Origin of the sequence: Acinetobacter sp. ANC 5045 (assembly GCF_004331005.1) — a bacterium.
GTDB lineage: Bacteria > Pseudomonadota > Gammaproteobacteria > Pseudomonadales > Moraxellaceae > Acinetobacter > Acinetobacter towneri.
In genome coordinates this window covers 1-19,563 of record NZ_SJNS01000020.1, presented here as the reverse complement: position 1 = coordinate 19,563, position 19,563 = coordinate 1, and the positions used below count along the sequence as shown (strand labels likewise).

Annotated in this window: 8 protein-coding genes and 1 tRNA gene; 7 read left to right on the top strand and 2 right to left on the bottom strand. The window is 42.3% G+C overall.

Annotation, left to right across the window (positions count from 1 at the left end):
* The first annotated feature begins 74 nt into the window (after window positions 1-74).
* From E0H79_RS12860 to E0H79_RS12830, 7 genes are all read left to right on the top strand, one after another.
* Window positions 75-536, top strand: coding sequence for a hypothetical protein (locus E0H79_RS12860; RefSeq protein WP_131261841.1), 462 nt, complete (start codon window positions 75-77; stop codon window positions 534-536).
* A 2-nt stretch (window positions 537-538) separates the two neighbouring features.
* Entirely contained in the window at window positions 539-1,336 is a 798-nt protein-coding gene (locus tag E0H79_RS12855; protein ID WP_131261840.1) for a hypothetical protein, read from the top strand.
* Between the two features lie 12 nt (window positions 1,337-1,348).
* Window positions 1,349-3,502 (top strand): transglycosylase SLT domain-containing protein, encoded by a 2,154-nt coding sequence (locus tag E0H79_RS12850; RefSeq protein WP_131261839.1) that lies wholly within the window; start codon window positions 1,349-1,351, stop codon window positions 3,500-3,502.
* A 114-nt stretch (window positions 3,503-3,616) separates the two neighbouring features.
* Window positions 3,617-16,885: a PLxRFG domain-containing protein gene (locus E0H79_RS12845; RefSeq protein WP_131261838.1), complete on the top strand. Its 13,269-nt coding sequence runs from the start codon at window positions 3,617-3,619 to the stop codon at window positions 16,883-16,885.
* Window positions 16,886-17,196: 311 nt separating this feature from the next.
* Window positions 17,197-17,273: transfer RNA gene (locus E0H79_RS12840), tRNA-Arg, on the top strand.
* Between the two features lie 235 nt (window positions 17,274-17,508).
* Entirely contained in the window at window positions 17,509-17,877 is a 369-nt protein-coding gene (locus E0H79_RS12835) for a Gp49 family protein (RefSeq protein ID WP_131261837.1), read from the top strand.
* Between the two features lie 163 nt (window positions 17,878-18,040).
* Entirely contained in the window at window positions 18,041-18,313 is a 273-nt protein-coding gene (locus E0H79_RS12830) for a hypothetical protein (RefSeq protein ID WP_131261836.1), read from the top strand.
* 38 nt (window positions 18,314-18,351) lie between these two features.
* On the opposite strand, the gene E0H79_RS12825 is transcribed toward E0H79_RS12830, so the two are convergent.
* Window positions 18,352-18,741: a hypothetical protein gene (locus tag E0H79_RS12825; RefSeq protein ID WP_131261835.1), complete on the bottom strand. Its 390-nt coding sequence runs from the start codon at window positions 18,739-18,741 to the stop codon at window positions 18,352-18,354.
* The gene (locus tag E0H79_RS12820) at window positions 18,734-19,399 is read right to left on the bottom strand and encodes an AAA family ATPase (RefSeq protein WP_131261834.1); all 666 of its coding nucleotides are present in this window, start codon (window positions 19,397-19,399) and stop codon (window positions 18,734-18,736) included. The genes E0H79_RS12825 and E0H79_RS12820 overlap by 8 nt, the downstream gene beginning before the upstream one ends.
* Window positions 19,400-19,563: the final 164 nt, after the last annotated feature.

The following is a 19,563-nucleotide window of genomic DNA, read 5'->3' as shown; positions in this document are numbered from 1 at the left end:
ACATAATATAAAAAATAAAATATTTTTTGCTTTTTTTGGCAGCCGCAACGGACACCTAATTTAAAGGTGTACCTATGAATGAATTACAGCAAGTCAATGAGTTTTTAAGCGTAACAGGCGCGGACTTTATTCGCCGTGTGCATGAGCTTCAAGACTTTCTAATCAACCAGATGCCAGCCGAGCATCACACAGAAATGCCAGTGAAACACCATTTCGCGCATAAAACCTATGTGCGAGAAATGTTTTCGCCTGCAGGTAGCATCGTTATCGGAAAGACGCACCGTTACGACCACACTTGTATTGTACTTACAGGCAGAGCAATCGTTTATTCAGAGCATGGCGTTAAAGAAATATCCGCACCATTCACATTTCATTCAGAACGTGGCGCAAAACGCCTATTTGTAGTCCTTGAGGACTTAACCTTTCAAACTGTTCATTATGCAGAAACAGACGATTTAGCGACTATCGAACAAGACTTAATTGTTCCAGATAGTGAAGTAGAGCAATTTCGCAAAGATCAAAACATGGAGATTTAATTATGTCTTGGGTAGCCGTAGGTGTAGGGGTTGCTAGTGCTGTAAGCGGTATTTTTGGCAGCAGATCAGCAAAAAAAGTACAGAAAGAAGCTAACGCCATTGCGCGTGATACGCTTGCTTTCCAAAAGAAGCGTTACAACGATTATCAAGATCAATACGGTGGATTGATTGATCTAGTTGTGTCGGATGCTGAAAAAGGTGTGACAGCAGATTTAGGGCGTGTGACCAGTGAAGCAAATGCAGACGTAGCAACTCACTTTGAGAACGCGCAAGAAGCCTTAAACAACCAACAGCAGCGCATGGGTATTAATCCAAATTCAGGGCGTGCAGAGTCAGCTAATCGCCAGCTTGCATTAAATCAGGCCGTAGCAACAGCAGGTAATGTAACCAATGCACGAAACAAAGAACGTCAGTTTGCAGATCAACAAACATGGGATAGACGTTATGGCGTATATCAACAGGGTAATAACTTACTTGTTGGTGCTGCAAATGGCGTAACCAACAGCATGAATAATCTATCTACACAATTAAGCAATCAGGCGGCTAATCAGTCTGCAGCAGCCAGCCAAGCTATTTCTGGTGGTATTTCTACCATGACGCAAGGCTTATTAGGTAATCAGCAGGCTATGGATGGGATTAAGAGCCTATTTAGCAAAACACAAACCACGCCAGTATCAGGCATTGAAAGCGCGACCAAAGGCATGAAGTTGAACGGCACACAGGTTGGTAGTGGTGTGATTTATGACAACATTTCAAGTGTTCGTCCACCAAATCAAGTACAAACTTCATTCTTAGGTTAAGGGGGTATCAAGATGGATTGGGGTAGTATCGCGGCGGCGGCTGGCGTAGGAGCTGTGCATGGCTTTCAAACGCACAAGCAGGAAATGAAAGAAAAAGAGCAGCTTGACTATGATCGTGGGCGGCAAGCCGTACAAGATCAGCAGCAGGCTAAATTGCATGAGCAAACTGTTAAACAGAATGATTACACGCTTGAAAACAATGCACGCGCACAAGCCGAAGCCAAGCGCAAAGAGCTATTGTCACAGCGTTTAGGGCAATACCAGAACTTTAAAACGATGGGCGATATTAATAATGCTGCAAAGTATTATGTGGATTTTGCAAATCAGGATAACTTAGGTAATCCAAATTTTGATCAAAACCAAGCTTTAGCTTATACGCTGAATGATGATGGTACGGCCAACATTAACATTGTAGATAAAAATACTGGTGCTTTGGTTCGTACAGCGCGTGAAAAGGTCGGATATGACGACTTTATTGCAGCAACTTACCAGCAGCTTGACCCGACCAAGAGTTATGAAACACAAGTCGATAACCAAGCAAAATCAGCTTTGGAAACACAAAAACAATTATGGGAAGAACGTAAGCTAGGCTTGCAATATGGTTATGATGTTAATAAGGAAAATAACAAACACCACAACACCATTGAGCTAGAAGGAATTAGGCAGGGTGGAGCTAACTATCGCGCAGAACTTGGGCAAGATGGGGCTAACTATCGTTCTGAATTGTCGTTTTATAGCAAAAATGGCGGTGCTGGTGGAACAGGTGGTGCTGGTAACGGAAAAGCATCAAAAGCCGTTGCGTCTGGTGTGCAGGGGGCGATTGCCTTTGCACAACAAAACGCGCCAATGTTGAGCTTTTTAAGTAACGACCCAGACTTATACACAAAAACCATTGCCATGATGGGGATTGAATCTGGCGGTGCGGCTGTACCAAGCTATGACAATTCTAGTTATGGCCACATGCAGCTTAATAGAAAATATGCTCATGGCTTTGCTAGACAGTTTGGGATTCAGGGCGACCCTATTAACGATGTGCAAACCAATATTAGAACTGGTGCAGCTTTAATCAATCACTTAAATGGAAAATATGGTGGCGATACAGCACTTATTGCAGCAGCTTATAACGCAGGTGAGCCAGCCGTAGATGCCGCAGTTAAACGATGGAGAGATGCAGGGAGTCAAGGCCACTGGTTCGACCATCTAAATCTAAATGCAGACGCTAAACAGCAGGTATATGGCCATATCGTTAAATACAACCAAGCATTAGGCTTGTTAGGTGGCAACACTTCTTACTTGCCACCAGAACAACGAGAGCAAGCGCAAGCAGACCAGAAGGCGCAAGCAACAGCCAATTACAGCAAAGGCATGGGTAAACAAGTTACTGCGACTGTAAACAATGTTGCCAGCAGCATGACGACAGAGCTTGATTTAGGCAACAAAACGTCAGCCATTGTGATTGGTGGTTTGTCTGGTGTGCAAACCCATGTTGCCAAGTTTGCAAGTTCGCAAGACCGCCAAGAGCGTTTAATCGCGTATGACAATATTCTTAAAACGGTTCAGCAGGTTGTAGATGGTACAGAAGTTGGTATGACCATGACACCTGCAGCCAAAAAAGAATATGTGCATCAAAAGGCGGCTGAATTGGTCGGTGCGGCTAACAAGGTTGAAGCAGGTGCGTGGATTAATCGCGGCATGAATCCAGCAAAGGGCAAGGTTGAACAAAAATCAAACCTAAGCGGGAATGAAATTAATAACGTATTTGATGAGGTTAATGTTAGCTCATTGACCAATCAAAACAGCAATGCTACAGATAAAAAATCAAGCGGGCAGGCATTTATTCCTATGCGTAATCCTATGGGTTCACAGGGCCTAAACAATGCGGCTTCAAGCTTTAAGCCGCCTGCAAGAAGCAACAAACCAGCACCAACAAAAAAAAATGAAGCACCAAAGCCTAAGTATGTTGCAGACCGCGAAAAGCGAAAGGCAGAACAGATCAAAGCAATGGAACAGCGCATGGAGAAAGAGAAATCGGAAAAGGAGAAAGGAAAAAGTAAGCCAGCACCAAAACCAGCACCCAAAATGTTACCGCAGCCTAATATGATGGGTGGTTCATATTTGAGTGCGTCAGAAGCACTAAAAAAGAAATTATTGCAGCAGCAAAAGTAAAGCTAGGGTATAGCTTTTAAAATATACTCAAACCATAACGATATATTTTTTTATTTTTGCCGATTATTGGCAACCGCAACAGACAGTAAACCCTATTAACTACGAGGTTTTACTGTGAATATTAAGCAGCACTTTTCAACATTAGTAGCGCAAGCAGCAGAGCAGGGCAAAGATGCAAGCGAAATAATTAGTCAGCGTGACCGTTTGTTTAATGAAACAATTGTACCAGCACTGGCAAAAAAACAAGCCAATGACGTTGCAATTAAACAAGCACGTACTGCATGGGAAAAACAAACCGATCAGGTAATGCAATCTGCAGGTTTAATCCCGAAAGCAGGCCAGAGTAGCGCGAGTTTTGCGAAGGACAAACGTGCAGAACGCGCTATTAAGAAATCTGCAGAAACAGGCAGTAAATTACCGATTATTGGTGAAACCATTTTATCTACTGCGGAAAATATCGGTAACACATTTGGTCAGGGCGTTGGCTCAATGATCGAAGGAGCAGCAGGGTTCATTCGTGATATTGGCGAAAATGAAACGGATTCAATCGCAGCCAGAACAGCCGAATACGGTAAAAATCTAAAAAAAGGCTATGAAGAATCAGCTTCAACCATGCAAAAAGAAATGCAGGCTGGTAAGCATGGCAAGATTCCACAATTGGCATCTGGTGCAGTGCAATCTGTTCCAGCTATGGCTTTACCTATGGGTGCGGCGCGTGGGGCGGCAGTTGGCGTAGCTAAACTAGGTGCGACTGCAGCAGCACCATATATCGGCTTGGGTGTGGGTGCGGTTGCAGGTCATACGCAAAACTATGGCGAAGTGCGCCGTAACGCAACAACAAACCTTGAGCGTGACTTTCCAACTTGGCAGCACCTACAAGGTAATCCAGTGTATGAAGCAGAATTTAATAAATATCTGCAGTCTGGCATGGATATTAACCAAGCGAAGGTACAAGCACATAAAACCGCACTTGATTTAATTTCTGAAAACGCCGCAGATAAATACGGTGCAATGATGACGGGCTTAGACTTTATTGCGCCTTCTGGTGCGGTTCTGGGTTCTGGCATCCTGAAAAAAGCACCGACCAGCAAGGTAGGTAAAATCTTAGCTGGTGGAGAAGTTAGTTCAGAGTTGGTTAAGCGACAAATGGCGCAAGCCCCGCGTGTCGGCATGGCAAAACTAGCACCAGATTTAAGCCTAGCAGCCAACAAAGCGGCTTTAGGCATGGTGGGCAAACAAGCGTTAGAAGAAGGCTTACAGGGCGCAATTGGTGAATATGGCGGGCAGGCTGCATCGGCTAACATTGGCGGCCAGTCCGTACAATGGGGTGATGTAGGCAAAGCATTTTTAGAAGAAGCCGCAATAGGCGGGATTATGGGCGGCGGTATGCAGTCTGCATCAAGAGCCACGCCTAATGATCAAGCTAAAACCATTGCGACTGATTTACGCAACCAGACTAACCGTTTACGCCAAGAAGAAGCCGCAGCACGTAAAGAGCTATCAGAAGCAATCCAGTTGGGCGACCAAAACGCAATTAATAGCGCAACAGCCAATCTAGGCAACATTGCTACAGAAGCGGCAAAAGTTAAAAGCGCATACGAACAATACGGTGTAGATGTTCCTTATTTTGTGAATCGTTTTGCAGAGCAAGCAGCAATTCAACCAACACAGCGAGATCAGCAAGAACAAGTAGAGCAGCCAACACCAGAACAACAGGTTCAGCCAGCACAGCCACAACAGCAACAACCAACACCACAGGCACAACCTAAGTCAGTAAACATGGGTATGGCCGACACAACCAATCTGGTGATGGATAGTGTGAGCAAAGGAAAAATCACACCAGACGAAGCAAGCGAGATTCAAAGCAATCCGATTTTGGCAGACGTATTTAGATTGTCTGTTACTGGTGATGAAGTTGCAGCGCATAACGTGGTGATGAACGCCGTATCGCTTGGCAATATCACGCCAGATCAAGCACAAAGTATGATTCAGGCTATCCCGCGCTATAAGCAGCTAGAAAAGCCGAGCTTATCAAGCATCGTAAATAATCACGTACAACAACAGGTACAGCAATCATTACAGCCGCAGGATGATTTATTCAGTGGCGCGACAGAGCTTGACCCTGAAACCTTTGAGCCTATTCAGCAAGAGCAATCAGGCGTTATTCCAGATGACCCGAACTTAACAGATTTTGGTTATCAGCCTAAACAGAATGACAAGCCAGCACCAAATGACCCTAATTTAAGGGATTTTGGCATTGATGTACCAGAAGCTATTGAACCAGTTGCGCCAGTACCAAATCAGGCGCAACCAGAAGAACAGGCCGCAGATTTTAGCCAACCTAAAACCTTCTCAAATTACATTCGAGCAAATGACTTTCTAAAATCAAATAACCTGCAGGATAGCCACGAAATTATTAAGCGGGGTGAAGGGCTTATTACGGTTCAGCCTAAGTCTATCCAGTCAGCAGCACCACAAACACCAGTAGCACAACAGGCAGAGCAAAACCAAGCACAGATTGAGCCAATCCAGCCAACTACACCAGATGAACAAGCATCTGTTAATGATTTTGAAAGTGATGAAGCGTTTGATAGCCTTTTAAATGCCGTACCGCCAATCAACACACCAAAAACCACACCTGAAGCATCACAAGCGAAATTGGTTGAGCCAATTACGCCAGAACCTAGCAAAGAATTTACTTTTGCTGAAAAAATCAAAGATGCACACATCAACAATCCAAAAATCAAACCACAATTGATTAATGAGGAAGTGGCAAAAGGCAGACCACGCTCAGAAGTCTTAAAGGAAGTTGCAGACATTGTGAAGGCGGCCAATGCTGGCACACCTTCATCACAACCAACAATTACGCCAGTTGAGCAGCAACCATTACAACCTAAGAGTGAGCAAGCTTTTCAGCAAACACAGCAACAGGCTGAACAAGGCATAGAAGCATGGAAAACAGCCACAGCTTCAAGTTTGCCAAATCCATATAGCGAAAATGAATTGAGGGTGCGTGCGCGTGCGTTAAACAGCGTACACAAAACACCAGAAACATTTAATGACGTTGTAAAACGTGATTTTCCTAATCTCTATGCGCGTGGCGTAGAGCTTGCTAAGACAGCAACAACAACACCTACGGGGCGTAGAGGTAATACAAGACTCACAGAGTTAAGTTTTAAGGGTGATGACAGCTATGTTTCTGGCGACTCTTGGAGTAAAAAACCAACACCGAGCGAAGTATTGCAGCAAGCTATCTGGCATTTAAGCCAACAAGACCAAAACAACGCGCCGTTAGCAGCAAACCAAAACCAAGATCAAGAGCCAGAGCAGGATATTGGTAGGGCTTCGGATAACGCGCCGTTTGCCAATGAAAGTGCGGCAAATATGGCATTGAAGAAAAAAGGCCTAGAGTCATCACACGAAGTTATAAAACTCCAACCTTCACAATTTATTTTGCGTAAAAAGTCAGCAGAAGGTGACAGTATTAAGGTTGAGCAGCCTAAACAGGAAGCACCAAAGCAAACTAAAGACCCAGCACAGCAAGCCTTAGATGAATTAAGAGCTATTAAGGCTGAGGATGTTGATTATAGCGATATTCCAAAGGCTATTGAACATTATAGAAAAGAGCGTGATGCCAACCTAAAAGTGGCAGACGCTATCAATGACCCGCCTTCTGTTAAATACTATAAAGAAAATGCAGAGCAAGCGGAAAAATTAGCCGTTGAGCTTGAAAAAACACTCAAGAATAAAACGGAAAGTAAACCGAAGGGCAGAACATTGCTAGGCAAAAACAAGTATGGCCATGAAGTTTATGAGGATGAAAGAGGGGTTAGATCATACCTAGACCCTTTGGGTGCATTTGTTTCTGAGAGCGTAACCATAACGCCGAATGGTTTTGAATATGGTTCTAGTCGCGGAATTGAATATGAAGTTTTTGACAAAAACGAAGCGATTAAATCTGCTTTAAAAGACTATCATGCAGCAAAGGACGCTAGTCTGGTTGATACCAAAGACGTAGAAGGACGTAAAAATCATTACGAGCGTATTGTACGCGCTATTGATAAACTGATTGATATTGATTCATCAAATGCGAGTCAATGGAATGATGAAAAACAGAAGTATGTAAACAGCGCACAACGCTATGCCGATATTTTGGCGAAAAAGACTGAAACACAGGAGCAAGACAATGGCAGCACTAAGCAACTGGACGAGAGAAGCGAAGGCACACTGGAAGGAACACCTACCGAAGATGTACCGCGAGTACGTGAACAAGGGGATTCTGCAGCAGAAGCTACAGGAAGCAGCAGAGATGACATTCGAGGAAGTGTACCAACTGGAACGAGAGGGGCTGACTCCACACGAAGCATGGGAGATGATTCGGGAGAAGTATCTATTTCTACCAGAGGAAACGACAGCAACAGAGGATTAAACCCTAAACAAGCCGTTGTCGCTGATAACGCACCAGTAGATGCTTTTGTTATTGATGAAAACGAAATTGCAAAAGGTGGCAAAAAGACTAAATTTAAAGCCAATATCGAAGCAGTCAAAGTAATTAAGACACTTGAAGCTGAGAATCGGCCAGCGACCAAAGCAGAGCAAAAAACCCTATCTAAATTTGTTGGGTGGGGTGGATTGCCAGAAGCATTTAGGCGTGCAGATGGTTCTGTTTCAACAGGCTGGGCAAAGGAAGTTGCAGAGCTTGAGTCGCTTTTAACCGAAGATGAATATGATGCGGCGGTAGATTCCAGTATTGCGGCACACTACACCAGTCCAGAGATTGTTCATTCTATGTGGAAAGCCTTAGAGCATTTTGGTTTTTCACAAGGTCGGGTTTTAGAGCCAGCCGTAGGCGTGGGTAACTTCTTTGGACTTATGCCTAAAAATATGCGTAAGGCCAGCAGATTGTACGCCGTAGAATTAGACAATATCACAGGTGCAATTGCTAAAAACCTATACCCAGAAGCCAGTATTAAAGCACCTATGGGATTCCAAGATTACCAAACCATTGATAATTACTTTGATGTGGCAATAGGAAACCCGCCATTTTCATCTAATAAAATCACTGATCTTGTAAGACCTGCAATTAATGGCTTCAACCTACACAATTATTTCTTTGCCAAATCTATTGATAGCGTTAAGCCAAATGGCGTATTGGCTATGGTGGTGACAAATAGATTCTTAGACAAGATTGGTGATAAGGAGCGTGCCTATATTTCAGATCGTGCTGAATTGGTGGGAGCTATCCGTTTGCCAAATGATGCATTTTTATCTAATGCAGGCACACAGGTTACAACAGATATTATTTTCCTTCGCAAAAGGGCAGAAGGTGAAGCCATAACTGGTGAATCTTGGCTTGATGTTAAAAACTACAAAGACAAAGATGGCAATACCGTACCGTTAAACGAGTATTTTGTACGTCACCCTGAAAATATGCTTGGGGATTTTGGTGCATACGGCAGCATGTACCAAGATGGTGAGCCAGCACTAATTAAGCGTGATGGACAGGATACGCAAGCACTATTAAATGAAGCGATTGAGCGTTTACCAAAGGATGTTTTTAAGGCAGAACAGAGCCAAGACTTTGACGAAGTAAGACAAACTGTTGTTCGTGATATTTCAGCCGTAAAAGTTGGCTCAAGATTCATTGATGCTGATGGTGAAGTTTATGAGCGTTTACCTGATGTGATGGGTGAACAGCAGTCTAATAAGGTTGAATTTGCCAACGAAAAGGCAAGAAGTAGAACTATCGGCATGATTCAAGCTGCAGAGAAACTATCTGAGTTGAGAACTCTACAGCTTGATAAAAATGCAACCAATAGACAGATCGAAGCTTCGCGCAAGGAATTAAACCAAATTTATGATGCTTTTGTGAAAGAGCATGGTTTTATTAATAATCGCACCAATGCACTTTTAATGCGTGATGACCCAAATTGGGCGCAACTATCAGCACTTGAAGATAAATATGATCAAGGTGTATCGGCTGCAGTAGCCAAATCAACAGGGCAGAAATTTAGAAAGCCTAGCGCAGAAAAGGCAGCTATTTTCACCAAGCGAACACAAGTACCAGTATCACTGGTTGAAAGTGTAAGTAATGCTCAAGATGCCCTAACAGAGTCATTAAACAGACATGGTTATGTGAACACCAAAACCATGCAGCAGCTATATGGAAAGACCGAAGATGAAATTATTGCAGAGCTTGGGGAGTTAATCTTTAATGACCCTATTAACGGCTATGTGGTACGTGATGAATACCTATCTGGAAACGTGAAACAAAAACTTGCGATTGCTAAAGAGAGCGCACAAAAAGACCCGCAATACCAGAGAAACGTGCAGGCTTTGGAAAAGGTAATCCCAGAAGATATTGAAGCCTTAGACATTGATGTGAAAATAGGCTCACACTGGATTCCTGAAAAGTATATTGCTGATTTTGTGAGCCATATTACTGAGTCGCCAAACGCGCAGGCTGAATATGGCAAATATTCAAATAAATGGGAGATCAACCCGACTGGCGTATCTGTTTTGGCACAGTCAAACTTCTCAACCAGTAGAGCCGACACAAAAACGATTCTTACACACGCATTAAATGGAACAAAGCCGACCATTTATGACCGTTTTAGTGATGGTACAAGTCAAATCAACCAAGATGCCACACTTGAAGCGGGTGAGCGTGTGGAGCGTGTCAAAAACGAGTGGAAAGAATGGTTGTGGCAGGATGACACAAGGAGAGAAACCTTAGAACGTATTTATAACGATACGTTTAATACAACAGTCAATCGTGACTTTGATGGTTCTCACTTGGTTTTTTATGGCATGAATAGTGCTATTGAGCTAAGACCACACCAGAAAAACGCTGTTTGGAGATCAGTGCAGTCTAAAGCCACACTCTATGACCACACTGTAGGCGCAGGTAAAACATTTACCGTTGTTGCTGCAGCAATGGAAATGCGAAGAATGGGCATCGTGAATAAGCCTTTAATCGTTGTTCCTAACCACTTGGTAGGACAATGGGCTAAGGACTTTGTTCTACTCTATCCAAATGCAAATATTTTGGCAGCAACGAAGCGAGATTTTGAGAAGGCAAACCGTAAAAAGTTCATTGCGAAAATCGCAAACGGTGATTATGACGCAATTATTATTGCTCACTCATCTTTTGGAAAAATCTCAATTTCACCAGAACAAGAGCAAGCCTTTATTGATAACGAAATTGCCGAGCTTATGGCTTTTGAAGCAGAGTTAAAGGCACAGAAGGGCGGCAGGTCGCGCAACGCTAAAGATATTGGTAAGCGCAGACTGGCACTTGAGGAGAAAAAGAAAAACCTTCTTAATCGTGAAAATAAGGATACCGATAATATTTATTGGCATGAGCTTGGTATTGATTCAATCATGCTAGACGAAGCGCACGAGTTTAAAAATCTTGAGTTCACAACGGCTATGCAGAACGTGGCTGGACTTGGAACAGGTAAAGGCTCACAAAAAGCGAAGGATTTATTTGCAAAAATCCAAATCATGCAGCAGAACAACCCAAAATCTAAGATTATTTTTGCTACTGGTACGCCAATCTCTAACACTATGGCAGAAATGTTTACTATGCAGCGTTATTTAGATTGGGATGGTTTAAAACGGCAAGGTATCAACCACTTTGACGCATGGGCTAAGGTTTTTGGCGAAGTTGTTAGTGATTGGGAGTTATCCCCTTCTGGCAAATACAAACTAACTAATCGTTTTGCAAAATTTGTGAACATGCCTGAATTGATGCAGGGTTATTTAGGTTTTTCCGATGTAATGAATCGTGACGACATTAACGCCCAATTAGCCAAAGAAGGTAAAACACTAGGAACACCAAAAATTAAAGGCGATAAGCCGCAAAATATTGTTGTAGAGCGTAGTGATGCACAGGCTGATTATATTGGTGTGGCAACGATTGACGAAAACGGCAATGAGGTGTACCCAGAAGGCTCTTTGGTGTGGAGAACTGAAAACCTACCTAGAAAGCCTGAAAAGGGTGCAGACAACATGCTTAAAATCATGGGTGATGCACGTAAGGCGGCCTTAGATATGCGCCTAATTGACCCAACAGCAGAGGATTACGAAGGCTCAAAGGTTAATGTGGCCGCAAATAATATCTTTGAAACCTATAAGAAGTGGAACGCTAAAAAAGGCACACAGTTAGTTTTCTGTGACTTATCCACTCCAAAGGGTGCGGTAGCAAAAGAAAAGGCCAGAATTGAAAACCTAATCAAACTGGCAGATCAGGGGGATGAAGTGGCTCAAGCAGAGTTAGACAAACTCTCACCAGATGAGCTATCGGCCTTAGATTCTGATTTTAGTGTGTACGATGACCTGAAAGCCAAGCTAATTGCAAAAGGCATTAAGGAAAGTGAAATTGCATTTATTCACGATGCCAACACGGAAGAACAGAAGCAAAAACTATTTGAAGCTGTTAAACGTGGTGATATTCGCGTCCTAATGGGTTCTACTGCCAAAATGGGCGCAGGGATGAACGTGCAAAATAAACTTGTTGCACTTCACCATTTAGATGCGCCGTGGCGACCTTCGGACTTGGAGCAGCGTGAGGGGCGTATTATTCGACAGGGTAATGAGTTCTATAAGGCAGACCCTAACGGCTTTGAGATCGAAATTAATCGTTATGCAACCAAGCAAACCCTTGATAGCTGTATGTGGCAGACCATTGAGTCTAAGGCTAAATTTATTGAGCAGGTACGCAAGGGTACAAATGTTCGCGCCGTTGAAGATATTGCTGGCGAAGCGGCAAATGCGGCAGAAATGAAAGCGGCATCTAGTGGCGACCCTAGAATTTTGGAAGAAATGGAGCTTAGAAAACAGGTCAAAGACTTAGAGGAATCTAAGAAAAACTTTGATCGTGATATTCACCGCACCAAAAACCTAATTCGGACGACTGAGCTTGATATTGAGCGAAACCAGAGAGCTATTGATAGATTGTTGCCAGACCTTGAGATTAAGCAGCCTGAGAAATTTGTTTATTCAAATGATGGTAAGAAAATCAATCAAGAGGATAAGGGTGCAAGAGAGGAAATATCTAAAGTATTTAAGACAGGCATTGATAGTGCTTTAGCAAAAGGAAAAGAGCAAAGCTTAGGTAATATTAATAGTTTTGAAATTATCGCTAAACCTTCGTCTTTTGCTGGCATAGCTTTGATTCAATTAAAAGGCAATGCAGAAGCTTTTAATGTTGATTCATTCAATATTCAAGATAGCTCACCAGTAGGCTTGGTTCAGAAGATTCTAAACCACCTAAAAAGCTTACCTTTGTCGCTTGAAGCCTATAAACGCTCAATTGATGAAGCGCAAAAGCAGCTACCTAATTTGCGTAAAAAAATTGAAAACCAAAAGTGGGAACGCACAGATGAATTAAACGATTTAAAGCAGCGACACAGCGACCTTCTGGATGAGCTGAAACCTAAGAAAAAGGAAACCGAAGCACAGCAAGATGAAGCACCTAAAATGAGCCGCAGGGCTTCTACAGGGCAAGGCTCAACACCAGAGCAAGTAAGGTCAGAGCTTGTAAATCGCTTTGGTGATGACGTTATTTCTCAATTAGAGCAAAACGGAACGCTGAATATTATCCCTAGCTATGCTGAAAAAGGCATTGAAGGTTTTGCAGAAAATGGGAAAGTAACACTTGTTGCAGATGCCATTACAGCAGATAACATTGTTCCAGTATTCCTACATGAATTAGGCGGCCACATCGGTATGCAAGGCGTAATGAAGCCGCAGGCATACAATAACCTTATGGCAGAGTTCAATCGCTTAGTGAAAACTGGAAACCCAGAAGCATTGCAAGCTAAGAAGTTGGCAGAGCGTGAATCTGGTGCAGAAGTGCAGGCAGATGAATACCTACCATATTTAATTACAGTTGCGGCGCAAGCACAGCAAAATGCAAATCCAGCAGTAAGGCTTGTAAATCGCATTTTGAGCGCGGTTAAGGCGTGGGCAGTAGATAAGCTAGGGCTAAACCTTAAATTAAACCCTAGCGACCTTGTGGCGTTAGCAGAACGCATGGTTAAGACCGTTGCGAAAAACCCACCACCAACACCGCCAAAAGGACGCAATAAATCGCTGTCAAGCATTAATACGGTGGATAGACCTAACCAGACTGAAACCGCAGCATTTAAAAAGTGGTTCGGTAGCAGCAAGGTCGCTGATGCAAATGGTAAGCCTATCATCATGTATCACGGCACACCAAAATCATTCAATCAATTTAATACGAATGAATCTGGTGCATTACTTGGTAGGGGAAGCTACTTCACAGCACAGGTATCGGATGCGACAGCTTATGCTGGCGGTAATAAACCTATGCAGACATATCTATCAATTCAAAATCCATACTATGTTAATTCTGTTATGGAACAGATACCAAGTCGCCAGAAGTTGAAAGAATTAGGCCATGATGGTGTGATTCTTTTAAATGAAGATAAGAGTATTAAGTGGGCAGTAGCTCACAATCCAAGTCAGATTAAATCTGCAACAGCAAATAACGGTACTTTTGATTCTAATAACCCTGATATTCGTTACAGCCGCAGCAGTACAGCTAATCCACAAAATATGAGCCGCAGTAAGCAGCGTGAATTTTTGGATACGGCAGCAAAAACGGCCTTTGGTGGGATGGCGTTGCGTAGAGCAGAGGGCGCAAAAACATTAAGTAAACGCACACTAAACCTATTTCAGACTATGTTGCACAAGTCTTTGGCCGATGAAACAGGGGAATTTAAGAAAACCTTTGATTTAGTACAGGACAAAATCAACCATGTAACCTTTACGTCAGCAAAGTCTATGGACGTTGCGCCTTCGGTATTAACCCAGCTAGAAACTGGCGCGGATTATGTGAAGGAAGTTAAGCGAGTCGGGCGTGCTTTAGGCAATACGTTTACTGGTGGCACGCTAGGCAAGGCAAAGATTGACCTAGATATTGAGAAGGTCGGCAATTTGATGTTTGAAAACACGTTGCAAGACCAATCAAAACGCCATTCAGAAGCAGAGTTGAAGAAACTAGGCTTTGATGACGACCAGATCGGGATTTATAACGAGATCAGAAGCGCGGTTGATAGCTCACTAGATACGTTTGCTAATACAACCTTCTCAAATATCTATAAGCATTTAGGCGGTACGACAGAGGAAGTATTAGAGCTTGCGGCGAGAGATTTGGATATTCACGAACACTACAAGGAGATAATGAGCCGTGTCATAGATATGGTGAAGAATGACCCGAAAAAAGCAGAAGCAGGAAAGGCGGCTGCAGAGGGCATTAATCGCGTTTATAACAAGGCCAACGACCTGAAAGCAGAAGGTTATGTTCCGTTAATGCGCTTTGGTAAATATTTTATTCGCGTATTCAACCCGACCACTGGTGAAGTGGCATATAGACAACACTATGAGAGCGAGTCGGAGCGCAATATTGAATTTGATAAGCAAAAACTTGATGAAGCTAATTTACCTGCAGGTTATGTGCTGGAAAAGAGCCAGTTAAATGAACTTGAGTACAAGCTATTTCAAGGGGTAAGTCCTGAAACAGTGGCGTTATTTGCGAAAGAGTCTGGCTTGCCAATTGGTGACGCAGAAGCCGCATATATCAAGCACTCACTAAAAAATAACCATGCTTTAAAGCGTTTGCTGAAAAGACAAGGTATCAAAGGTTTTGACACGGATATTAAGCGAGTCTTAGCTTCGTTTGTACTGTCAAACTCCCGATATTCAGCTAACCAGACTTACAATCCAGCAATTGATGAATCAATTACAAATATCAGCAATCCAGCATACCAGGAGGATGCAGTACGCCTAAGAGATTATTCACTGGATACACAAGAGGAATTAGCAGGCGTTAAAAACTTTGCTTTCGTGTATTACATGGGCTTTTCTGCAATGTTTGGCTTGGTGAACTTAACACAGCCGTTTCTACAAACATTGCCGTACCTTATGCAGTACAGTAAGGATTATGGCATCACGGCCAAATCGCTTATGAAAGCAATCCAGACTTGGCGTAAAGGTACAAATCATATTGAGCCGAAATACAAGGCTTATTATGAGCGTGCTAGGAGAGAAGGCCACTTAGACCCACAAAACACTTGGATGCTACAAGGTTTAGAGCGCGGTAAGTCTGGCTTAGGTGCAAGTACGTGGCAGCTTATCAGTCATTCATCTGGTTTATTTGCTCAGGCATCGGAAACGATAAACCGCCGTACAAGTCTATTTGCAGCCTTAGATGTTGCAGAGAGTTTAGGGCAGGCGAAGCTTGAGAAATTAGGCTTTAAAGATGCGTATGATTTTGCGGTTCGCACCATTCAAGAAACACAGGGTATCTACAACAAAGGCAACCGACCAAGAGTAGCAAGGGGTAATGTTGGTTCTATTTTGATGATGTATAAGCAATTTATGATTGCCTATATTGAACAAATGGTTCGTATGCAAAAATCTGGCTTGTTTGGCGGTGAAGATGATGAATTTAAGAAAAAAATGGCGGGATTAGTTGGTTTTGGTATCTCAAGATCAGTCCTAGTGGCTTTAGGTATTTTATTCTCATTATCTGGTACAACAGGCTTGCCGTTTGTACGCGATATTTTGGATGGTATAGAAACAGCAGGCGGCTTAATGGGTAAACCAGTGAATACCGAGCGCGAAATACAAATTGCGCTACAGGATGCACTAGGTCAAACACTTGGCAGCACCGTGAACAAGGCTTTAATGGATGGTTTTGTGAATCTACAACCAGTTGTGGATGTTAAGGGGCGTATGGGAATGGGTGATTTAATCCCAGCAACAGCATATTTCAGCCCAACAACAAGCCAGTACCAAAAGAGTTCAGAGGTCGCGCAGATCGGCGGTGCAATCGGCGGGTTAATTGAGAAGGTCAGAGAATCGGTTGAACTTGCTCAAGTTGGCTCTTATGGCATGGCTGGCGTGCAGCTACTACCAAAAGCGGCAACAAGTTTTGGTCAAGGTTTAGTTGCGGCCACAACAGGCGATTATCGCAACATGAAAACAGGCGTTAAAACTAACGATGCAACCGTTTTGGATGGTGTGATTAAGATGCTAGACGCACAACCTGCAGGAATCGCAGAGCAAGGCCGTATTCGCGGCTTAGAAATGCGAGATCGGGCGGTTCAACAGTCTATTAATTCACGTTGGAAAGAGCGATATGTGCAGGCTTTGGAAAGTGGCGACAGAAAGCAAGTGATGGAAGTTAAGCAAGAGATTAGGGACTACAACCGAGATAACCCGCGTTACCCAATCACGTTTAACCAAAAAACAGCAGAAACGAACTTCAACAAGTCTAATCAGTCTTGGCAGGAAAAACGCAAGAATACGAAAGGGCTTGAATGGATGGATGATTACAACCCACACATTTAAACATAAAAATGCCGCCCCGAAGGGCGGCATTTTTAAGACTACAACACAACATTCTTTGTAAGGTAACTAACTAAATCTCTATAGTCGGAAGCCAAATTGACTTTAGAGTTAATCAAGCCAAGTTAAATATACATAAAAATAAACAACATTAAAAATATTTTTTATCTATTCCGCGATATTGTGTATATATTAAACAAGTATATATACATTTATTTATATTTGATTATATAATCCTCAAACCCTCTGAACTGGATACGTCCAGTTTTGTTTTACATGGCTTATGTGTTCAGTCAAGCATAAGTCATTTTTTTGCGCCACTAGCTCAGTTGGATAGAGCATCTGCCTTCTAAGCAGATGGTCACTGGTTCAAGTCCAGTGTGGCGCGCCATTCATTCAATAAGTAAATACAAGGGTACACTCAAACTTAATTATTGCGGCTTTTGCGCCCTTCAATTTTGCTTGTATTGCTACTTGTGGGTGTACCACTTGTATTTATTTAGAGTCACACTACATGCTTCGGTTTTTGATGTGTTTATTCGGTTTTCATGGTGCAACAGAGATTGAATACACACCAGATGAGCTTCATGTTTGTAGAGATTGCCATAAAGAAATAAGGAAAAGTAATGAGCGAACAACAAATTGAAAAAGAGATTCAGGATAAGGGTTTAAATGCACCGCGATTAACGCCAAATCATATTGATTCAAAGATCAAAGCAGTTGATTACATCCTGCCGCGTGATGTGTGTAAGCGTGACAATGGTGTTGAAATTTTCGATGCACCGCTATCACTTCAAACACTCACATTCTGTATTCTTACACTGGAAAACGGTTTTACTGTTACGGGTGAGTCAGCGTGCGCAAGTCCTGAAAATTTCAATGAAGAAATTGGTAAAAAAATTGCGTACGAAAATGCCCGCAACAAAATCTGGATGCTTGAAGGCTACTTGTTGAAAGAAAAGTTGTATCAAGCAGAATTGGACAGTAAATTCTAGCCTACTCAGCTTAGGCAAAAATTATTTATATTTCTTGCATAACTGCATTTATATTAAAAGCCAGCAAATAGCTGGCTTTTTAATTAATCGCTTTAAGGGAATGGATTTATTTAATATTTTTTCATAATATTAAGCATAATTCATCATAAAAACAGGGGTTAATATGGGTTTTATTCTTTTAATTATATTTTTGGCCGTATCGTTTTTTATTGGAAAAATGATTATTTCATCAAAACCTGAAATATTGGATTGGTCGGTAAATAAGAAGCAATCTATTGTTATTGCTTGGTTTTTCTTTAGCTTGCTTGTTTTAATTGGAATCCAAGCCACACAACCAGACTTTGCTATAGAGAATCATTTAATTAGTAGCATTGTTACTGCAATATTAATGGGTACAGCTTTTTATATGCCATTAAAGAAAAAGAATACCGCATAAAAAAAGCCAGCTTAAACGCTGGCTTTTTTGTGGCCTAATTAAACAGAGTGACCAGCCTTTTTTAATTCCTTTTTTGTGTATTCATCCAGAGCTTCAATAACCAACGCCGTTTTATTGGTTTTACGCCCTAAGCCACGCGCCTTGCTATGGTTTACAAGAAAATCCAAGCGAAGAATTAACTCCATAGGAATGTTAAATGATGATTTTTCGGTTAAAACCATTAATTCATCTTCGGACATAGTTGTATTAATACGCCATGCTTTACGCTCAACAGTCGCTACAGTTGTTTCTGGCTTGCCAGCAGCACTAGCCAGTGGTGCTTCATTAATGACTTGTTCTGGCGTTTTGTTGGTATCAACACCAGATTGGCGCGGGGAAACACTAGCGGCGCGGCGTGCTGTGTTTGCTGGTGGTATTACGTCAGACATTGTTTTCACCATAAATAAAGTTGAACAGTGTTAAAAATTCATCTTGTGCAGATTTAATATATTTCGCTTCACTTCTTTTAAGTGGCTGCAGATCAAGTATGCCTATACCTTCATCAAAGGCGCGCGTGTACCAGACTCTATCGCCTATTGTTGTTGGGCATGGTTCTGTTAATGGGTCACTTATAATTTCATTAATTGCACGTTCTAGCTCTGGTGATGTTCCAAAGTGCGGGGCTTTGGTCACAACGCCGTAAACTTTTGGCAGATTATCAGCGCGGATTTTCTCAATTGTTTCTGCTACCTTCTGCAATCCTTCAATATTTGCACTTGAGCCGACCAATAAAGGGATAAGTATAACGTCAGCAACGCTGATAGCTTGGCGGTATTCAGTGTTATCAAATCCACCAGCATCTATAACAACTTCGTCATAGTCTGCGCCAATCTTCTTAATTTGTTCGCTTACATCACCAGCCAGAAAGTAAAATTTACCATCAACTTCTGAGCGGTTTTTACTCCAAGATCGTGAAGCGGCCATATTTACAGAGTCTAAATCGACACCCACAACAGCCTTATCGCGTTTCGATAAAGCCGCAACAATGGAAGTTGCCAGTGATGTTTTTCCCACCCCGCCCTTTGTGTTAGCAATCAATAAAATCATATTCCTACCTTGTGTGTGTATGTGTTGCCGTGTATGAATTATAACGAACACATGCACATACAGCAATAAATACACCAATACATAAATATATACGCATGTTTATATAGGTGTGTATATGGTCATATATATGTATTATATAATCCAAAGATAATACAGAAATATTA